Annotated in this window: 14 protein-coding genes and 1 riboswitch; of the genes, 11 read left to right on the top strand and 3 right to left on the bottom strand. The window is 71.5% G+C overall.

Going from position 1 to position 14581, the window contains the following annotated elements:
- Window positions 1-143 precede the first annotated feature (143 nt).
- Window positions 144-1226, bottom strand: a complete 1083-nt coding sequence (locus tag ABZ923_RS38605; protein WP_361482149.1) for a HoxN/HupN/NixA family nickel/cobalt transporter — start codon at window positions 1224-1226, stop codon at window positions 144-146.
- Window positions 1227-1253: 27 nt separating this feature from the next.
- Window positions 1254-1438: riboswitch (cobalamin riboswitch) on the bottom strand.
- Window positions 1439-1608: 170 nt separating this feature from the next.
- Between ABZ923_RS38605 and ABZ923_RS38600 the strand changes: the two genes are divergently transcribed.
- Complete coding sequence (locus tag ABZ923_RS38600; protein ID WP_361482146.1) at window positions 1609-3267, top strand: glycoside hydrolase family 13 protein; 1659 nt, start codon at window positions 1609-1611, stop codon at window positions 3265-3267.
- A gap of 20 nt (window positions 3268-3287) precedes the next feature.
- Here ABZ923_RS38600 and ABZ923_RS38595 read toward each other — a convergent pair whose 3' ends face one another.
- Window positions 3288-4040, bottom strand: a complete 753-nt coding sequence (locus ABZ923_RS38595) for a DUF4142 domain-containing protein (protein WP_361482155.1) — start codon at window positions 4038-4040, stop codon at window positions 3288-3290.
- Window positions 4041-4267: 227 nt separating this feature from the next.
- On the opposite strand from ABZ923_RS38595, the gene ABZ923_RS38590 reads away from it, so the two are divergent.
- From ABZ923_RS38590 to ABZ923_RS38575, 4 genes are all read left to right on the top strand, one after another.
- Window positions 4268-4954 carry a DUF6445 family protein gene (locus tag ABZ923_RS38590; protein ID WP_361482143.1) on the top strand — a complete coding sequence of 229 codons (687 nt, stop codon included), beginning with the start codon at window positions 4268-4270 and terminating at the stop codon, window positions 4952-4954.
- A gap of 95 nt (window positions 4955-5049) precedes the next feature.
- Entirely contained in the window at window positions 5050-5763 is a 714-nt protein-coding gene (locus ABZ923_RS38585; RefSeq protein ID WP_361482140.1) for a DUF4328 domain-containing protein, read from the top strand.
- 31 nt (window positions 5764-5794) lie between these two features.
- Window positions 5795-6460, top strand: coding sequence for an SDR family NAD(P)-dependent oxidoreductase (locus ABZ923_RS38580; RefSeq protein ID WP_361482138.1), 666 nt, complete (start codon window positions 5795-5797; stop codon window positions 6458-6460).
- Between the two features lie 87 nt (window positions 6461-6547).
- Window positions 6548-7495 carry an MIP/aquaporin family protein gene (locus ABZ923_RS38575; RefSeq protein ID WP_361482135.1) on the top strand — a complete coding sequence of 316 codons (948 nt, stop codon included), beginning with the start codon at window positions 6548-6550 and terminating at the stop codon, window positions 7493-7495.
- A gap of 71 nt (window positions 7496-7566) precedes the next feature.
- On the opposite strand, the gene ABZ923_RS38570 is transcribed toward ABZ923_RS38575, so the two are convergent.
- Window positions 7567-7773 carry a hypothetical protein gene (locus ABZ923_RS38570; protein ID WP_361482132.1) on the bottom strand — a complete coding sequence of 69 codons (207 nt, stop codon included), beginning with the start codon at window positions 7771-7773 and terminating at the stop codon, window positions 7567-7569.
- Between the two features lie 515 nt (window positions 7774-8288).
- Here ABZ923_RS38570 and ABZ923_RS38565 point away from each other — a divergent pair.
- The 6 genes from ABZ923_RS38565 to ABZ923_RS38540 all read left to right on the top strand — a co-directional run.
- Window positions 8289-8867 carry a VTT domain-containing protein gene (locus ABZ923_RS38565; protein ID WP_361482129.1) on the top strand — a complete coding sequence of 193 codons (579 nt, stop codon included), beginning with the start codon at window positions 8289-8291 and terminating at the stop codon, window positions 8865-8867.
- A 169-nt stretch (window positions 8868-9036) separates the two neighbouring features.
- Window positions 9037-9375 carry an ArsR family transcriptional regulator gene (locus ABZ923_RS38560; RefSeq protein ID WP_361482152.1) on the top strand — a complete coding sequence of 113 codons (339 nt, stop codon included), beginning with the start codon at window positions 9037-9039 and terminating at the stop codon, window positions 9373-9375.
- Entirely contained in the window at window positions 9372-9641 is a 270-nt protein-coding gene (locus ABZ923_RS38555; protein ID WP_030349011.1) for a hypothetical protein, read from the top strand. Before ABZ923_RS38560 ends, ABZ923_RS38555 begins: the two co-directional genes overlap by 4 nt.
- Window positions 9642-9757: 116 nt before the next feature.
- Complete coding sequence (locus ABZ923_RS38550) at window positions 9758-12031, top strand: MMPL family transporter (protein ID WP_361482126.1); 2274 nt, start codon at window positions 9758-9760, stop codon at window positions 12029-12031.
- A 227-nt stretch (window positions 12032-12258) separates the two neighbouring features.
- Window positions 12259-12477 (top strand): MbtH family NRPS accessory protein, encoded by a 219-nt coding sequence (locus tag ABZ923_RS38545; RefSeq protein ID WP_053711623.1) that lies wholly within the window; start codon window positions 12259-12261, stop codon window positions 12475-12477.
- Between the two features lie 94 nt (window positions 12478-12571).
- Window positions 12572-14581 (top strand): condensation domain-containing protein (locus ABZ923_RS38540; RefSeq protein ID WP_361482123.1); only part of this gene is annotated, 2010 nt, incomplete at its 3' end.

Here is a 14581-nt window from a genome sequence, read left to right as displayed (position 1 = left end):
TCGTCCAGCCGCTTCCGCCCCTGCAACGACTCGGGCAGCAGCGGCCGGACGAACTCCCACTCGGCATCGGACAGTTCATGGCGACGTATCACGACGCCATGATCCACCAACGCTGATCATTTGAAGACACCGCCTAGGACCGGCTACTCGGCGGCGGTGGCGGTGGCCGTCCAGCGCTCCTCGACCCGGGCGACCTTCCAGTACGCCAGCGCCGCCGCCCACACCACCACGAACAGGCCGACGATGAGGTAGCCGACGTTGTCCAGGTCGAGGCCGGCGATCCAGCCGGTGACGTCGTCGTGCAGGCCGAACTTCTCGTGCAGGACGCCGACCAGCTCGATGGTGCCGATGAAGAAGGCCACGGCGATGGACAGGCCGGTGATGGCGAGGTTGTAGAAGACCTTGCGGACCGGGTTGGAGAACGCCCACTGGTAGGCGAAGTTCATGAACGTGCCGTCGAGCGTGTCGAACAGGCTCATCCCGGCGGCGAAGAGCAGGGGCAGGCAGAGGATCGCGTACCAGGGCAGCCCGGCCGCCGCGCCCGAGCCCGCCATCACCATCAGCGTGACCTCGGTGGCCGTGTCGAAGCCGAGCCCGAACAGGAAACCCAGCGGGTACATCTGCCCCGGGCGCGAGACGGACCTGGTGAGCCGCCCGAGCACGCGGTTCATGAAGCCCCGCGAGTCCAGGTGCTGCTCCAGCTCCTTCTCGTCGTACGCCCCCGCGCGCATCGCCCGGAACACCTTGAGGATGCCGAGCAGCGCCACCAGGTTGAGCGCGGCGATGAGGTACAGGAACGTCCCGGAGACCGTCGTGCCGAGGAAGCCCAGCACCTGGTGGGTGGTGGACCCCTCGTTCGTCACCTTCCCCGCCAGCGAGGTGCCGCCCGCGATGAGCAGGGCCAGCAGCACCACGACACTGGAGTGCCCGAGCGCGAACCAGAACCCCACCGACACCGGCCGCTTGCCGTCGGCCATCAGCTTGCGCGTGGTGTTGTCGATCGCGGCGATGTGATCGGCGTCGAACGCGTGCCGCATGCCGAGGGTGTAGGCCGTGATGCCGAGGCCCACCCCGAACACGTCGGTGCCCACCTTGTAGTGGCGGGGCGCGACCAGGAGGTACAGGATCCCGAAGGCGACGACGTGCAGGGCGACGATCACCGCCATCAGCCCCACCGTCTTGACGGTGTCCTCGCGCCGCCAGCGGAAAGACGCAGCATCGGCCATCGGGTTCACGCTCCAACACCTCGTGGATCACTTCGTGACTGCCGTGGCCGGTCTCCTGGCTGACGGGTCGAACGTCCGCCGTCCCTGCCTTCCCGGTCGTACGACCAGTGGCCCGGCGGATGCCGGACGGAACGGGAACTCCCCGATCACAGTGGCGAGGGCCGCGTCGACCTTCCATCGACTTCCCGAACACCACGGCCCGTCCACCGTAGGCGGGCACGCGGTTTCCTGCATAGCCGCCTACCGGCGCGGGTAGGCAAGATCACAAACGCTGTGCGCCCTGCGCCGTCCGTCGCGTGGCGCCGTACCGCGCGTTCCCTTTCCGGGCAATGTGGACAGATACAGATTCCGTACCGTCGTCCGTCCCCCCATGGGAGCCCGTATGGCAGACCACTCGCCGGACCTCTCGTCCAGGAACCCCGACTGGTGGCGGCAGGCCGTCATCTACCAGGTCTATCCGCGCAGTTTCGCCGACGCCGACGGTGACGGCCTCGGCGACCTGCGGGGCATCGCCGAGCGGATGGACCACGTGGCCGCGCTCGGCGTGGACGCCCTGTGGCTGAGCCCCTTCTACCCCTCCGAACTCGCCGACGGCGGCTACGACGTCATCGACCCGCGCGGGGTCGACGAGCGCCTCGGCACGCTGGAGGACTTCGACGCCCTGGTCGCCGAGGCGCACCGGCTCGGGCTCAAGGTCGTCGTGGACATCGTCCCCAACCACACCTCGCACCTGCACCCCTGGTTCCAGGAGGCGCTGCGGGCCGGGCCCGGCTCGGCCGCCCGGGAACGCTACGTCTTCCGGCCGGGGCGCGGGGCGCACGGGGAACTGCCGCCCAGCGACTGGCAGTCGGTGTTCGGCGGCAGCGCCTGGCGGCGGGTGCCGGACGGGGAGTGGTACCTGCACCTCTTCGCCCCCGAGCAGCCCGACCTCAACTGGGACAACGAGGAGGTCCGCGCCGACTTCCGCACCACCCTGCGGTTCTGGTCCGACCGGGGCGTGGACGGCTTCCGCGTCGACGTCGCCCACGGCCTGGCCAAGGACCTCACCGAGCCGCTGCGGGACGTCGGCGACATCGGCGCGACCGGCGAGGAGGCGCTGCCCCGGGTGGCGCCGGGCAGCCACCCGTACTGGGACCGCGACGAGGTGCACGAGATCTACCGCGACTGGCGCAAGCTCTTCGACGCCTACAGCCCGCCCCGCACGGCCGTCGCCGAGGCCTGGGTGCCGGGCGCCCGCCGGGCCCTGTACGCCCGCCCGGACGAACTGGGCCAGGCGTTCAACTTCGAGTACCTGGAGGCGCGCTGGGATGCCGAGGAGCTGCGGGACGTCATCACCGCCTCGCTGGCCACGGCCCACACCGCCGGAGCCTCCGCGACCTGGGTGCTGTCCAACCACGACGTCGTACGGCACGCCTCCCGGCTCATGCTGCCGCCCGGCACCGATCCGGCCGCCTGGCTGCTCTCCCAGGGCACCGCGCCCGCGGTCGACCCGGCGGCCGGACTGCGCCGGGCGCGGGCGGCGAGCCTGCTGATGCTGGCGCTGCCCGGGTCGGCGTACCTCTACCAGGGCGAGGAACTCGGCCTGCCCGAGGTCGCCGACCTGCCCACCGAGGTGCTCCAGGACCCGATCTGGGAGCAGACCGGCCATGTCCGCAAGGGCCGCGACGGCTGCCGGGTGCCGCTGCCGTGGACGACGACCGGACCGTCGTACGGCTTCGGGCCCGGGGCCGGCTGGCTGCCGCAGCCGGCGTCGTTCGCGGCGTACGCCGTCGAGGCGCAGGCCGGCGCCGAGGGCTCCACGCTGGAGCTGTACCGCACGGCGCTGCGGCTGCGCCGCAAGCTGCTGGAGGGGGAGACGCTGGCCTGGACGCCGGACACGCCCGCCGGCGTGCTGGACTTCGCCCGCACCGAGGGCTGGCGCAACGTCACCAACCTCGGCCCGGACCCGGTCCCGCTGCCGCCGGGCGAGGTCCTGCTGGCCAGCACACCCCTGCCGACGGACAGGACCCTCCCGCCGGACACCACCGTGTGGCTGGGCTAGGCCCTGTCGTGTGAAAGACCTCAGCCCCCCGTCGGAGCCGGGTCCGGGCTCGCCCCCGCGGCCGGGGCGCCGCCGCCGCTGATGAGGCCGCTGATGTCCACCGGGCTGGCGGTGGCGGTCGCCGGCGGGGTGAGCACCACCTCCGGCTGGCCGGGGGCCGGGGCCGGCGGGGTCAGGTCCGAGTTGGGCAGCTTCGGCGGGGTGGTCTGCTGGAACAGGGTCTGGTCGAAGTCGACCAGACCCGTCTTCTCCATCACGGTCATGTGGTCGAGCACGGTGTCGTTGGCCTGGTCGGCGAGGGCCCGGATCAACGAGTTCTTGGTGGTGGAGCGGATCTTCGCGATCGCGTTGAAGATCGAACCGTGCGTCATGCGCAGGATGTTGGCGAAGTCGGTGTCGAACTGCTTGCCGGTGTCCGACTTCAACGTGTTCACGAAGCCCTCCTGCTGGGGGCTCGCCACGTTGGGCAGCGTGATGTTCAGCATCGGCGCGATCTTGCGGCAGGTGGTGTCCAGCGCCGCGTGCCCGTCGATCAGGTGCTGGCTGGCCGTGATCACCGCCTTGGAGCCGCCCTTCTGCAGCCCGATCTGGCCCACCGGGTACTCCCACAGACCCGCCGCACGCACCTTCACCACGAAGTCCCGGTCCTGCTCGGTGAGGGGGCCCCACTGGGTGTTGGCGATGACACGGTCCTGGGCGGTGGAGACCTTGTCCAGGCCGAGCATGCCCGGGTAGGCGAGAGCGGTGAGGGTCAGGGCCATCGCACCGCCCACGAAGAGCGTTCCCGTCGCGTTCCGCGAAAAGCGCACCGTTCCTCCTGCAGGGGTTCCCGCCCGTGGGCGGTTCCGACGCACAGCAGTACGGATGCGAAGGCCGTTCGTCTCGGTGCCGCCGGGTAAAGAATCACCGAAGCCTGTTGGCGAACGGTTGATCGTTCCTGGGCGGAAGGTTGACCTGTCCGCGGGAGAAGGCAGACCGGGCCCGCCCCTAGATTCGCCGCATGCCCCCACAGCCCCCGCCCCGCCCGCCGGCCGCGCTGCCCGTCCTGCCCTACCGCAAGCCCACCAAGGGCCGCGACTACTGGGTGCTGGACGACGTCCTGCCCGGCGTCGACGCGGTACGGCAGCGGTGCCTGGACAAGGACGACTGGGTGCGGGGATATCCGTACACCTCCGAGACCTGGCCCGGGCTGCGTGCGATGCCCGGCCTCGAACCCGGCGAACTCGCCCGCGTCGAGCGGCTGGTGAAGAAGGCGACCGGGGCGAAGGAGCTGTGGGTGCAGCAGGCGCCCGGCGGCGGCACCCTCAACCACAACTGCGTGCAGGTGGTCGGCGAGGGCGAGAGCGAGCCCCGCCCGCACACCGACTCCCGCGCCCTGTGCCGGTACGCGGCCGTGCTCTACCTCAACCCGGACGTGCCCAAGGACTGCGGCACCAGTTTCTACCGCCAGTCCCTGCCCGGCGGCCGGCTCGGCGGCAACGTCGTCCAGGCCCCGCACACCAACCTCGTCGAGGCCCTCGGCACCCGCTACGTCACCCCGGACGCCTTCGAGGAGGACGTCCGCGTCCCGCACAGGTACAATCGCCTGCTCCTCTACCACGCCAACCTGGTGCACAGCGCAACCGGTTACTCCGGCCGCACGCTGGAGGAGAAGCGCATGACAGCCGTGTTCTTCTGGATGGCCTGACCCCTGACGTTCCCCGGGCGGAACGGCGGACCGGGTGCCGTCGTCCTCACCGGAGGAGACCGGGGAGGAGCCCGGGCACGGCAAGGGGATGGTCGATGGGACACGAGGACGCGCCGGCCGCGCGGCAGGCGCGGGCTCCCGGGCAGGCGGCGCCGTACCGGGACGTCCGGGTGACGGGGCGGCTGGCCGCCGCCGGGCTGCTGCTCGCGGGCGCCGCCTGGGTGGTGCGCGGCGTGTGGGAGACGCGGCTGGCACTGGCCGGCGAACCCGCCTCCGGGCCGCCGGACCAGGGCGAGGGGGTGCACCGGCCGCTCACCGCGCTGGAGGACTCGTACCACCTCGTCACGTCCGTCGGCGGTGCCGCCGTGCTGGTCTGCGCCCTGCTCTTCCTCTCCTGGGTGGTGCGGCTGCGGGACAACGCGCGCCTGCTGTCCGGCCGGGCGCCGAAGTACGCCGGCATCTGGGTGTACGGGGGCTGGATCGTCCCGGTCGTCAACCTGTGGTTCCCGCGCGGCATCGTCGCCGACGCGTTGCACGCTTCCGCCCCGGGGCACCGGCTGCCCGCCTCCGTGAACGTGTGGTGGGGGCTCTGGCTGCTCGGGATGCTGAGCGGGGTGGGCATCGTCTACGAGGACTCCACCGACGAGATCATCGCCCGCGCCTACACCGAGGTGTGGCCGCTGCTGGCCAGCGACGCGGCGGTGGTCGGCGCCGCCGTCGCCGGCGCGTTCGCCGTGCGGGCGGTCACCGCCGTCCAGACGGCACGGATACGGGAGACCGCCGGACCGCGGCTGCCGCAACCGGTGTGAGGTCCCGGCCGGCGCGGTACGGATGCCCGGCATGAACAGTGTCGCCATCGTGGGAGCCGGGCCGGGACTCGGGGCCGCCGTCGCACGGCGGTTCGGACGCGAGGGGTTCGGTGTCGGACTCGTCGCCCGGGACCGGGGACGGCTGGACCTGATCGTCGAGGGCCTCGCGGCCGAGGGCGTCACCGCGCGCGGCTTCCCCGCCGACGTGCGCCGGCCGGAGGAGCTGGCCGCGGCGCTGCACCGGCTCGCCGACGCCCTCGGGACCGTCGAGGTGCTCCAGTACAGCCCGGTGCCGCACCGCGACTTCATGCGGCCCGTGCTGGACACCGGGCACCGGGACCTGGTGGGGCCGATCGAGTTCTCCGTGTACGGGCCGGTGGCCGCCGTGCAGCAGGTGCTGCCGGGGATGCGGCGGCTCGGGCGCGGCACGATCCTGTTCGTCAACGGCGGGAGCGCGGCCGTCCCCCACCCCGAGCGGGCCGGCACCTCGATCGCCTTCGCCGCGGAGAGCGCCTACGGCCACCTGCTGCACGACCGGCTGGCCGGGGAGGGCATCCACGTCGCCCAGCTGGTGATCCCGGGGACCATCACCGCGGGGCACGCCCGCAAGGACCCGGACGTCCTCGCGCAGACCCTGTGGACCCTGCACCGGGAACGGCACGGCTTCCGCCACTACGCCGACGACCTGGACAGCTGACCCGCGCGAGCCGTCACCCTGCGGGGAGTGACTTTGTGAGCCAATATGGTGATATTGGGCGCAATGCTCTCTTCAAAGGGGGCCTCCATGGCTGTGGAAATCCCTCCGCTCGTCAAGCCGTCCCGCCTCAGGAGCAGGGGCGGACTGCTGGGTGAGTGTCTGGCGGAGTTCCTCGGAACCTTCGTCCTCATCTCCTTCGGCTGCGGTGTGGTCGCGATGGCGGTCGCCGCACTGCCCGGCTCCGGCAGGGCAGAAACCCCCACCACGATCTTCCTCGCCGCCGGCGACTGGCTGCTCATCACCTGGGGCTGGGCGCTGGCCGTCGTCTTCGGCGTCTACGTGGCCGGCGGGGTCAGCGGTGCCCACCTCAACCCGGCGGTCACCCTGGCGATGGCCATCCGCCGCGGATTCCCGTGGCTCAAGGTCCTGCCGTACTGGTTCGCGCAGGTCGTCGGCGCCCTCACCGGGGCGGCCCTGGTCTACCTCGTCTACCACAACGCGATCAACGCCTACGACAGCGTGGCGCCGGGGCCGAAGGTGAACGGGCATACGAACGCCACGTTCTCCATCTTCGCGACCTTCCCGGCCGCGTACTTCCACGGCGGCATCTGGGGTCCGCTGATCGACCAGATCGTCGGCACGGCGTTCCTGCTCATGATGATCGCCGCCGTCATCGACCTGCGCAACCAGGCCGTGAAGGCCAACCTGGGGCCGCTGGTCGTGGGCTTCGCCGTCGCCGCCATCGGCATGTCCTACGGCGCCAACGCGGGCTACGCCATCAACCCCGCCCGCGACTTCGGCCCGCGCCTGTTCACCTACGCGGCGGGCTGGGACGGCCTGGCCTTCCCGGGGAGCGTGACCGGCGTCTACAGCGCCTACTGGTGGATCCCGATCGTCGGTCCGCTGATCGGCGGTGCCCTCGGGATCCTGATCTACGACCTCTTCATCGGCGACGTCCTGGTGCTGCGGAGCGAGCTGGCCGAACTCCCCGAGCCCGGCCGCGCGCGCCCGGTCCGCACCAGCGACGAGGAGTGAGCGAACACCTTGGGGCTGCCCCCTGTAGCGGAGGCAGCCTCAAACCTGGTGGTTTTGCCGGTCGTTGCCGTTCAGCGACAGACCCAGTAGCCCTGGTGCCAGTGGTGGTACCTGTCGTACCAGCCGCTGTGCCACCAGCAGCCGTCGGGAGCCGAGACGGTCGCCGTGGTGGGGGCGGCCGCTGTGGCCGTGCCCGCCATGGCGATCGCGGGGCCGCCGGCCAGCAGGAAGCCGGCCGCGGCGCAGACGATGGCTCGCTTGGCTCGATGTGCTCGCATGGCTCTGCTCTTTCTTCGAAAGGGGATGCGGCGCTGCCGTCCTTCGAAGAGGGATGCGGCGCTGCCGTCGAGGTCGCCTCGTGAGTCGCCTCGTGCAAACGAGGGGATGCACGCCGTCCGGCGGCAGGCCCACCGATGCGGGCGCCCGTTGCGGGACGTGTCCTGAACCGCGACCTCATCCACTTCCGAGCGTAGTGGCCCCTCCGCCGACAGGCACCTCGAGCCCACGGCCCTACAAGGCGGAGGCACCCGGCCTGGAGTTGTGACTGGACCTGACCGCGTGACGATCCGGCCGTCAACTTCCCTGCGCCGGGCGCTCCTTGGCCGGGTCCGGGTGGTTCCGGGGGTGTGGCTGGGGGATGTCTGAGGGTCTCGGGGTGGAACCCCTAGGGGGCGGCCCGTAGATCCCCCTGGGGTGGGCCCGTTCGCGTTGTTCCGCGTCAGTGGACGTGCAAGTCTCCGTAAGCAGGTGATGACGCGGAGAGGCACGCGACAACCGAGGGGAGCTGGTCGGTGTGGACGGTACGCACTGGATGTACGTGCTGCTCGTGCTCGTGACGATGCCGCCCATGATCCCGAACTCGGCCCTGGTGGCCGGCGCGGGCGCCCTCGCCGCGGCCGGCAGCCTGAACCTGCCGCTCCTGATCGTGATCTTATTGGCGAGCACCGTTCTGGGTGACATGAGCATGTTTTGGACGGGGTGTCTCGCCCGTGGCCGTGCGCTGCGCTGGATGTCCCGCCGGCAGAAGCGCCGTTCGATGCTGGACTGGGCCGCCGAGCGGTTCCGGCGCTACGGCGTGCCCTCGGTGATCGCGATGCGTTTCGTGCCCAGCGGCCGCGGCCTCGGCGGCGTTACGGCCGGGATCGTGGACTTCCCGCTGCGCAGCTACCTCCTCGGCGCCCTGGTCGCCGAGGCCGTCTTCGTGTCCTGCACCCTGGGCCTCGGGTACCTGGGCGGACGGCTCGTCGACAACAGCGTGATGGTGGTGTGCATGGGGCCCGCCGTCTCCGTCCTCACCGCGAGCACCGTCATGGGCGTCCGCTGGGCGTGGACGCGGTGGAGCCCCCGTCGTGCCGGTGACCGCGGTGACTGACCTGACGCGGCCGACAGCCGACATGAACGGTCCCGACCGCACGGACCCCCACTCCCCGGAAGCCGACTGCACCGGTCCCGACACCGCCGGTCCCGACACCGCCGGTCCCGACACCGCCGGTTGCGACTCCGCCGGCCCCGACACCGAACCCGGTACGACCGCGGACGCCCTGCCCGCCGACCGGCTCGCCCGTGTGCTGGGAACCCTGGCGAACCCGCACCGGCTGGGCGTGGTGGCCGCTCTCGCCCGGCGCCGCAACTACGTCAGCCGGCTGGCCCGCGAACTCGGCATCAGCAGGGCCCTGCTCCAGGCCCACCTCAGACGACTGGAGGCGGCGGGGCTGGTCATGGGCCAGCTGGAGATATCGAGCGACGGGAAGGCGATGAAGTTCTACGAGGTGACCCCCTTCGCGCTCCATCTGACACCGCAGAGCATCGCGGACGCGCTGTCACCCCCCACCACCCACGAACACGTCCCGGAGGACGGCGAGAAGGGAAGCCCGCAATGAGTTACCACGGCTGGCAGGAGGTCGTCGGCACCGTCGGCTTGGTCGGTGCGTTCGCTGCGGTCATCACCATCGTCATCTGGCACATGGCCACGACCTGGCGGGCCCGGGCCATCCTGGCCCGCGACCACCAGTACCGGACACTCGCGGAGCAGGCCACCCGGTCGCACGACTCCGCGGTACAGCAACTCGCCGGCATCGACGAACGCCTGGCCGATCTGCAGACCCGGATGCGGTCGGTCGAGCGGATCCTCAAGGAAGTCGAGTGACGGCGTAAAGGAACCCGGGCCGTCGAGCGGCAACTCGGCGGCCCGGTGGAAGAGGCACTGTCTCGCGTCGAACGCGAGTCTCTCACCAGCCCCCCTTCACGGAAGGACCCTAGTTCATGCCGCCCAAGGGCAAGCGGTTACAGCTGCAGAACGGCACGCTGATCGAACGCGTCGCCGGCTGGTCGATCCGGCACCGCGCACTGGCCATCGGGGGATGGCTCGCACTCGTGGTGCTGGCCGTCCTGTCCACGTCCCTGGTGTCCGGCGACAGCGCCGTCACCAAGGACCCCGGCGAATCCGGAGTGGCCCAGCAGGTCCTGAACGAACAGAAGGACTGGGAACCCGTCCTGGAGAACGTCCTCGTCCAGTCGCGCGACAAGGACGGGCCGAAATTCAAGGACGACCCGGAAATGCAGCAGGCGGTCAAGGACCTGGTCGCCGAATTCGAGAAGACGCCCGGCGCGGTGTCCCAGCTGCGCACCCCGCTGAATCCCCGGGGCGAACAGCAGATCTCGGCCGACGGACGGTCCGGTCTCGTCACCTTTTTCGTCGCCGGACCCAACGCGAAAATGGACGCGCATTTCGACGCGGTGGTCGATGCCGTGCACAAGGTGGCCGACCGGCACAAGGACATCCGGGTCGTCCAGGCCGGTGACCAGAGCCTTTCCCGGGCCGTCGACGACGCGGTGAAGGAGGACTTCGCCAGCGCCGAGAGCACCTCCCTGCCGATCACCCTCGTCATCCTGCTCATCGTGTTCGGCGCGCTGGTCGCGGCGGCCGTTCCGCTGCTGCTCGCCGCCACCGCCGTGGCCGCCGCCTTCGGACTGATCGGCGTGCTCGGCCAGTGGGTGGCCGTCAACAGCGCGGTCTCCTCGATGATCCTGCTGATCGGGGTCGCCGTCAGCATCGACTACTCGCTGTTCTACCTGCGCCGGGAACGCGAGGAGCGGGCCGCCGGCCGCACGGTCGCCGAGGCGCTGCGCATCACCGCCAAGACCTCCGGGCACGTCGTCGCCGTCTCCGGCATCACCGTCATGCTCTGCGTCAGCGGACTGCTGCTGAGCGGCCTGGACGTCTTCCGCGGGCTCACCCTCGGCACGGTCCTCATCGTCGGCCTGGCGATGATCGGCTCCGTCACCGTCCTGCCCGCCCTGCTCGCCGCGCTCGGCCATCGGGTGGACAAGGGCCGTATCCCCTGGCTCGGCAAGCGGCGCACCACCGTGCTGGAGTCGCGGACCTGGCGCCGGCTGGCCCAGAAGGTCGTCAAGCGGCCCCTGGTGTGGGGCGGAGCCGCCGTCGTCGCCCTGGTGGTCATGGCGCTGCCGATGTTCTCCATGCACCTGCAGGACGCCGCCGTCGTCAACAGCCTGCCGCGCAGCGCGCCCACCGTGGACGCGGCGATCCGGATGCAGGACGCCTTCCCCGGGTCGCCCACCCCCGCCCGGATCGCGGTGTGGAACACCGACGGCGGCTCACCGGACACGCCCGCCGTCCGCGCGGCCGTCGGCAAGTTGCACGACGAGATCGCCGCGAGCGACGGCCGGCTCTTCGGCCCGGTCTCCACGGTCCGCGTCGACGACGTCCTGGTGGTCCGGGTGCCGCTGGCCGGCTCCGGCACCGACGAGGACTCCCACCGGGCGCTGGAGACCCTGCGCGACACCGCCCTGCCCCGCACCCTCGGCACGGTGGACGGCGTCGAGTACGCCACCGCCGGACGGACGGCGTTCGCGCACGACTTCGCCGACCGGCTGAGCGGCCGCACCTTCGCCGTCATCGCCTTCGTGCTCGTGCTGGCCTTCGTCCTGCTGCTCCTGGTGTTCCGCTCCGTGACCATCCCGCTGGTCTCCATCGCCCTCAACCTGCTGTCGATGGGCGCCTCGTACGGCGTGCTGACCTGGGTCTTCCAGTACGGGAACCTCAGCTCGCCGCTCGGCTTCACCTCGTACGGCGGCGTCGCGGAATGGCTGCCGCTGTTCATGTTCGTGGTGCTGTTCGGGCTCAGCATGGACTACCACATCTTCATCCTGAGCCGGATCAGGGAGCGCCGGCAGGCCGGCGCCGAGCCACGGGACGCGGTCGTCGGCGGTGTCGCCGCCAGCGCCGGCGTGGTGACCAGCGCGGCGGTCATCATGACCGCGGTGTTCACGATCTTCATCACCCTGTCCGCGATCGAGAACAAGATGATGGGCGTCGGCATGGCCGTGGCCATCCTCATCGACGCCACCCTGGTGCGCGGCATCCTGCTGCCGGCGGCCCTGGCCCTGCTGGGCAGGCGCGCCTGGGAGCTGCCGCGCGCTCTGCGCCGGCTGCCGGGCGGCACGTCCCGGCCCGCGCCCGCCGGTCCCGCCGGCACCGCGAGCCGCCCCACCGAGGGCGTGCGCCGCACCTGACCCCGCCCCCGTCCCCCAATCCGGCCGGAGCCCGATCTTCCAGGGTTCCGGCCGGAGCCGTTTCCCGGCACCCCGCGGACGGTGCCGGGGCTTCCGGCAAGCACGCCGATAGCGCCGGTATAGACGGAGTATCGGACCGTATAGACGGAGTATCGGGCCCTGCAGAAGAGTGCTGTCGCGCATGACCCCGGAATTCTGAACGCACCACTTCCAGCGGAGGAATCGCGATGGCGGACGAGCGGGACGACGAACAGCTCTATTACGTCGTGGTCAACGACGAGGAGCAGTACTCGATCTGGTGGGCGGACCGCGAACTGCCCGCCGGATGGCGTGCCGAGGGAAAGCAGGGAAAGCGCTCGGAATGCCTGGAGTACATCGGCGAGGTGTGGACCGACATGCGGCCGCTCAGTCTGCGCCGCCGTATGGAGCAGGAAGCCGCGCACTGACGCACGCGGCAGCGTAGTTCGGCACGACCACCGATTCCGGGCGGACCGGGATCGGTTCTTCGGTGAGCGGCAGCAGCAGGAGGACGGGATACGGATGAGCGGCGGACCCCACCAGCGGAACTCTGATGTCGACGCCCTTCAGGAAAGGCTTCTGCGAGCCCGGCTCGGCGGCCGTTCCCGGGCCCGCCGCTCCACGATCGCGCCCGCCGACCGCTCCGGCCCGCTGCCGCTGTCGTTCGGCCAGCAGCAGATGTGGTTCCTCAACCGGCTGGAACCGGGCAGCCCCGAGTACCTGGTGCCGCTCGCCTTCCGGCTGCGCGGCGACCTCGAGACGGACGCGCTGGCGCGCGCGTGGAACGCGCTGCTCGCCCGGCACGAGGTGCTGCGCACCCGCTACACCCTGAGCGACGGCGACCCCGTCCAGGTCATCGACGAGCCGCGGGACGTCGCGCTGCCCCTCCAGGAGGCGTCCGGCGCCTCGCCCGCGGAACGCGAGCGCGCCGCCGCCGAGTCCGCGCGTGCCGCGGCCGTCACCCCGTTCGACCTGGAGCAGGACTGGCCGGTGCGGGCCGGGCTGATCCGGCTCGCCGCCGACGACCACCTCCTGTACGTCGTCTTCCACCACATCGCCTTCGACGCCTGGTCCACCAGCGTCCTCGGCTCCGAACTCGCCGCCCTGTACGGCGCGTTCACCGAGGGACGCGACCCCGCGCTGCCGGAACTCCCGGTGCAGTACGCCGACTTCGCCGCCTGGCAGCGCGCCGGCGAGGCCGCCGGCGAGCTGGACGCCCACCTGGACCACTGGCGCAATGCGCTCGCCGACCTGACCCCCACCGATCTGCCGGCCGACCACCCGAGGCCGCCGTACCGCAGCCACGACGGCGCCGACGTGGCCTTCACCCTGCCCGCGGGGCTGTCCGCCGAGGTCCGCGAGCTGGCCCTGCGGCACGACGCGACCCCGTTCGCCGTCCTCCTCGCCGCCTTCCAGGCCTTCGTCGCCCGCTACACCGGGCTGCGGGACATCCCCGTCGGCACCGTGGTCTCCGGTCGCACCCGCCCCGAACTGCAGCAGCTGATCGGCTACGGCATCAACAACCTGGTCATGCGCGGCCGCTGGGACGGCGATCCCAGCTTCTCCCGGCTCGTCGACGCCGCCCGGGAGAGCCTCGTCGACGCCCACGAGCACCAGGCCGTGCCCTTCGCCCGGCTCGTCGCCGAACTCCAGCCCGAGCGGGACATGTCCCGCACCCCCCTGTACCAGGTGGCGCTGACCTTCCACGAGCGCGGCGGCGGGACGATGGGCCTGCCCGGCCTGGCCGTCGAGCCGTACCCGCTGACCGGCGGCATCGCCAAGTGCGACCTCGAACTCCAGGTGAACCAGGGCCCCGACGGCACGCTGAGCGGCCAGTTCGTCTACGCCACCGCCCTGTTCACGGCCGACACCGTCGAGCGCATGACCCGCCACTTCGTCCGGCTGCTCCAGCAGGCCGTCGAGGACGAGTCGACACCGCTGTCCCGCCTCGACCTTCTCGGCGAGGACGAGCGGACCTTCCTCGTCTCCGGCCCGCACAACGCCGCCGCCTCGGCCCGCCCGGTGACCCACACCCTGCACGCCCTGTTCGCGGAGCAGGCGGCACGGACCCCGGACGCGGTGGCCGTGGTCGCGGGTGGGGTGTCGCTGTCGTACCGGGAGGTGGACGAGCGCGCCAACCGGCTGGCCTGGCACCTGCGGTCGCTGGGCGTGGGAGCCGAGTCGCGGGTCGGCGTGTGCCTGGAGCGCGGCCCCGACCTCGTGCCGGCGCTCATCGGCGTGCTCAAGGCGGGCGCGGCCTACGTCCCGCTCGACAGCGCCCACCCGGTCGAGCGGCTGCGCTACGCGCTGTCCGACGCCGGCGTGCGCGTCGTCGTCACCGCCGGCGCCGAGGCGGACCTCCTCGACGGGTTCGAGGGCGAGCTGGTGGTCCTGGACGCGCTGGAGTCGGAGCGGACGGAAGCGCTGCCTGCGGTGACGGGGCCGGACAACGCGGTCTACGTCATCTACACGTCGGGTTCGACGGGTCGGCCGAAGGGTGTCGTCCTCAGCCACGCCAACGTGGTGCGGCTG

Origin of the sequence: Streptomyces sp. NPDC046881 (assembly GCF_040645015.1) — a bacterium.
In the GTDB taxonomy this organism is placed as follows: Bacteria; Actinomycetota; Actinomycetes; order Streptomycetales; family Streptomycetaceae; genus Streptomyces.
Note: the sequence above shows the minus strand (reverse complement) of the source record. Positions and strands in the feature narration are given on the sequence as shown.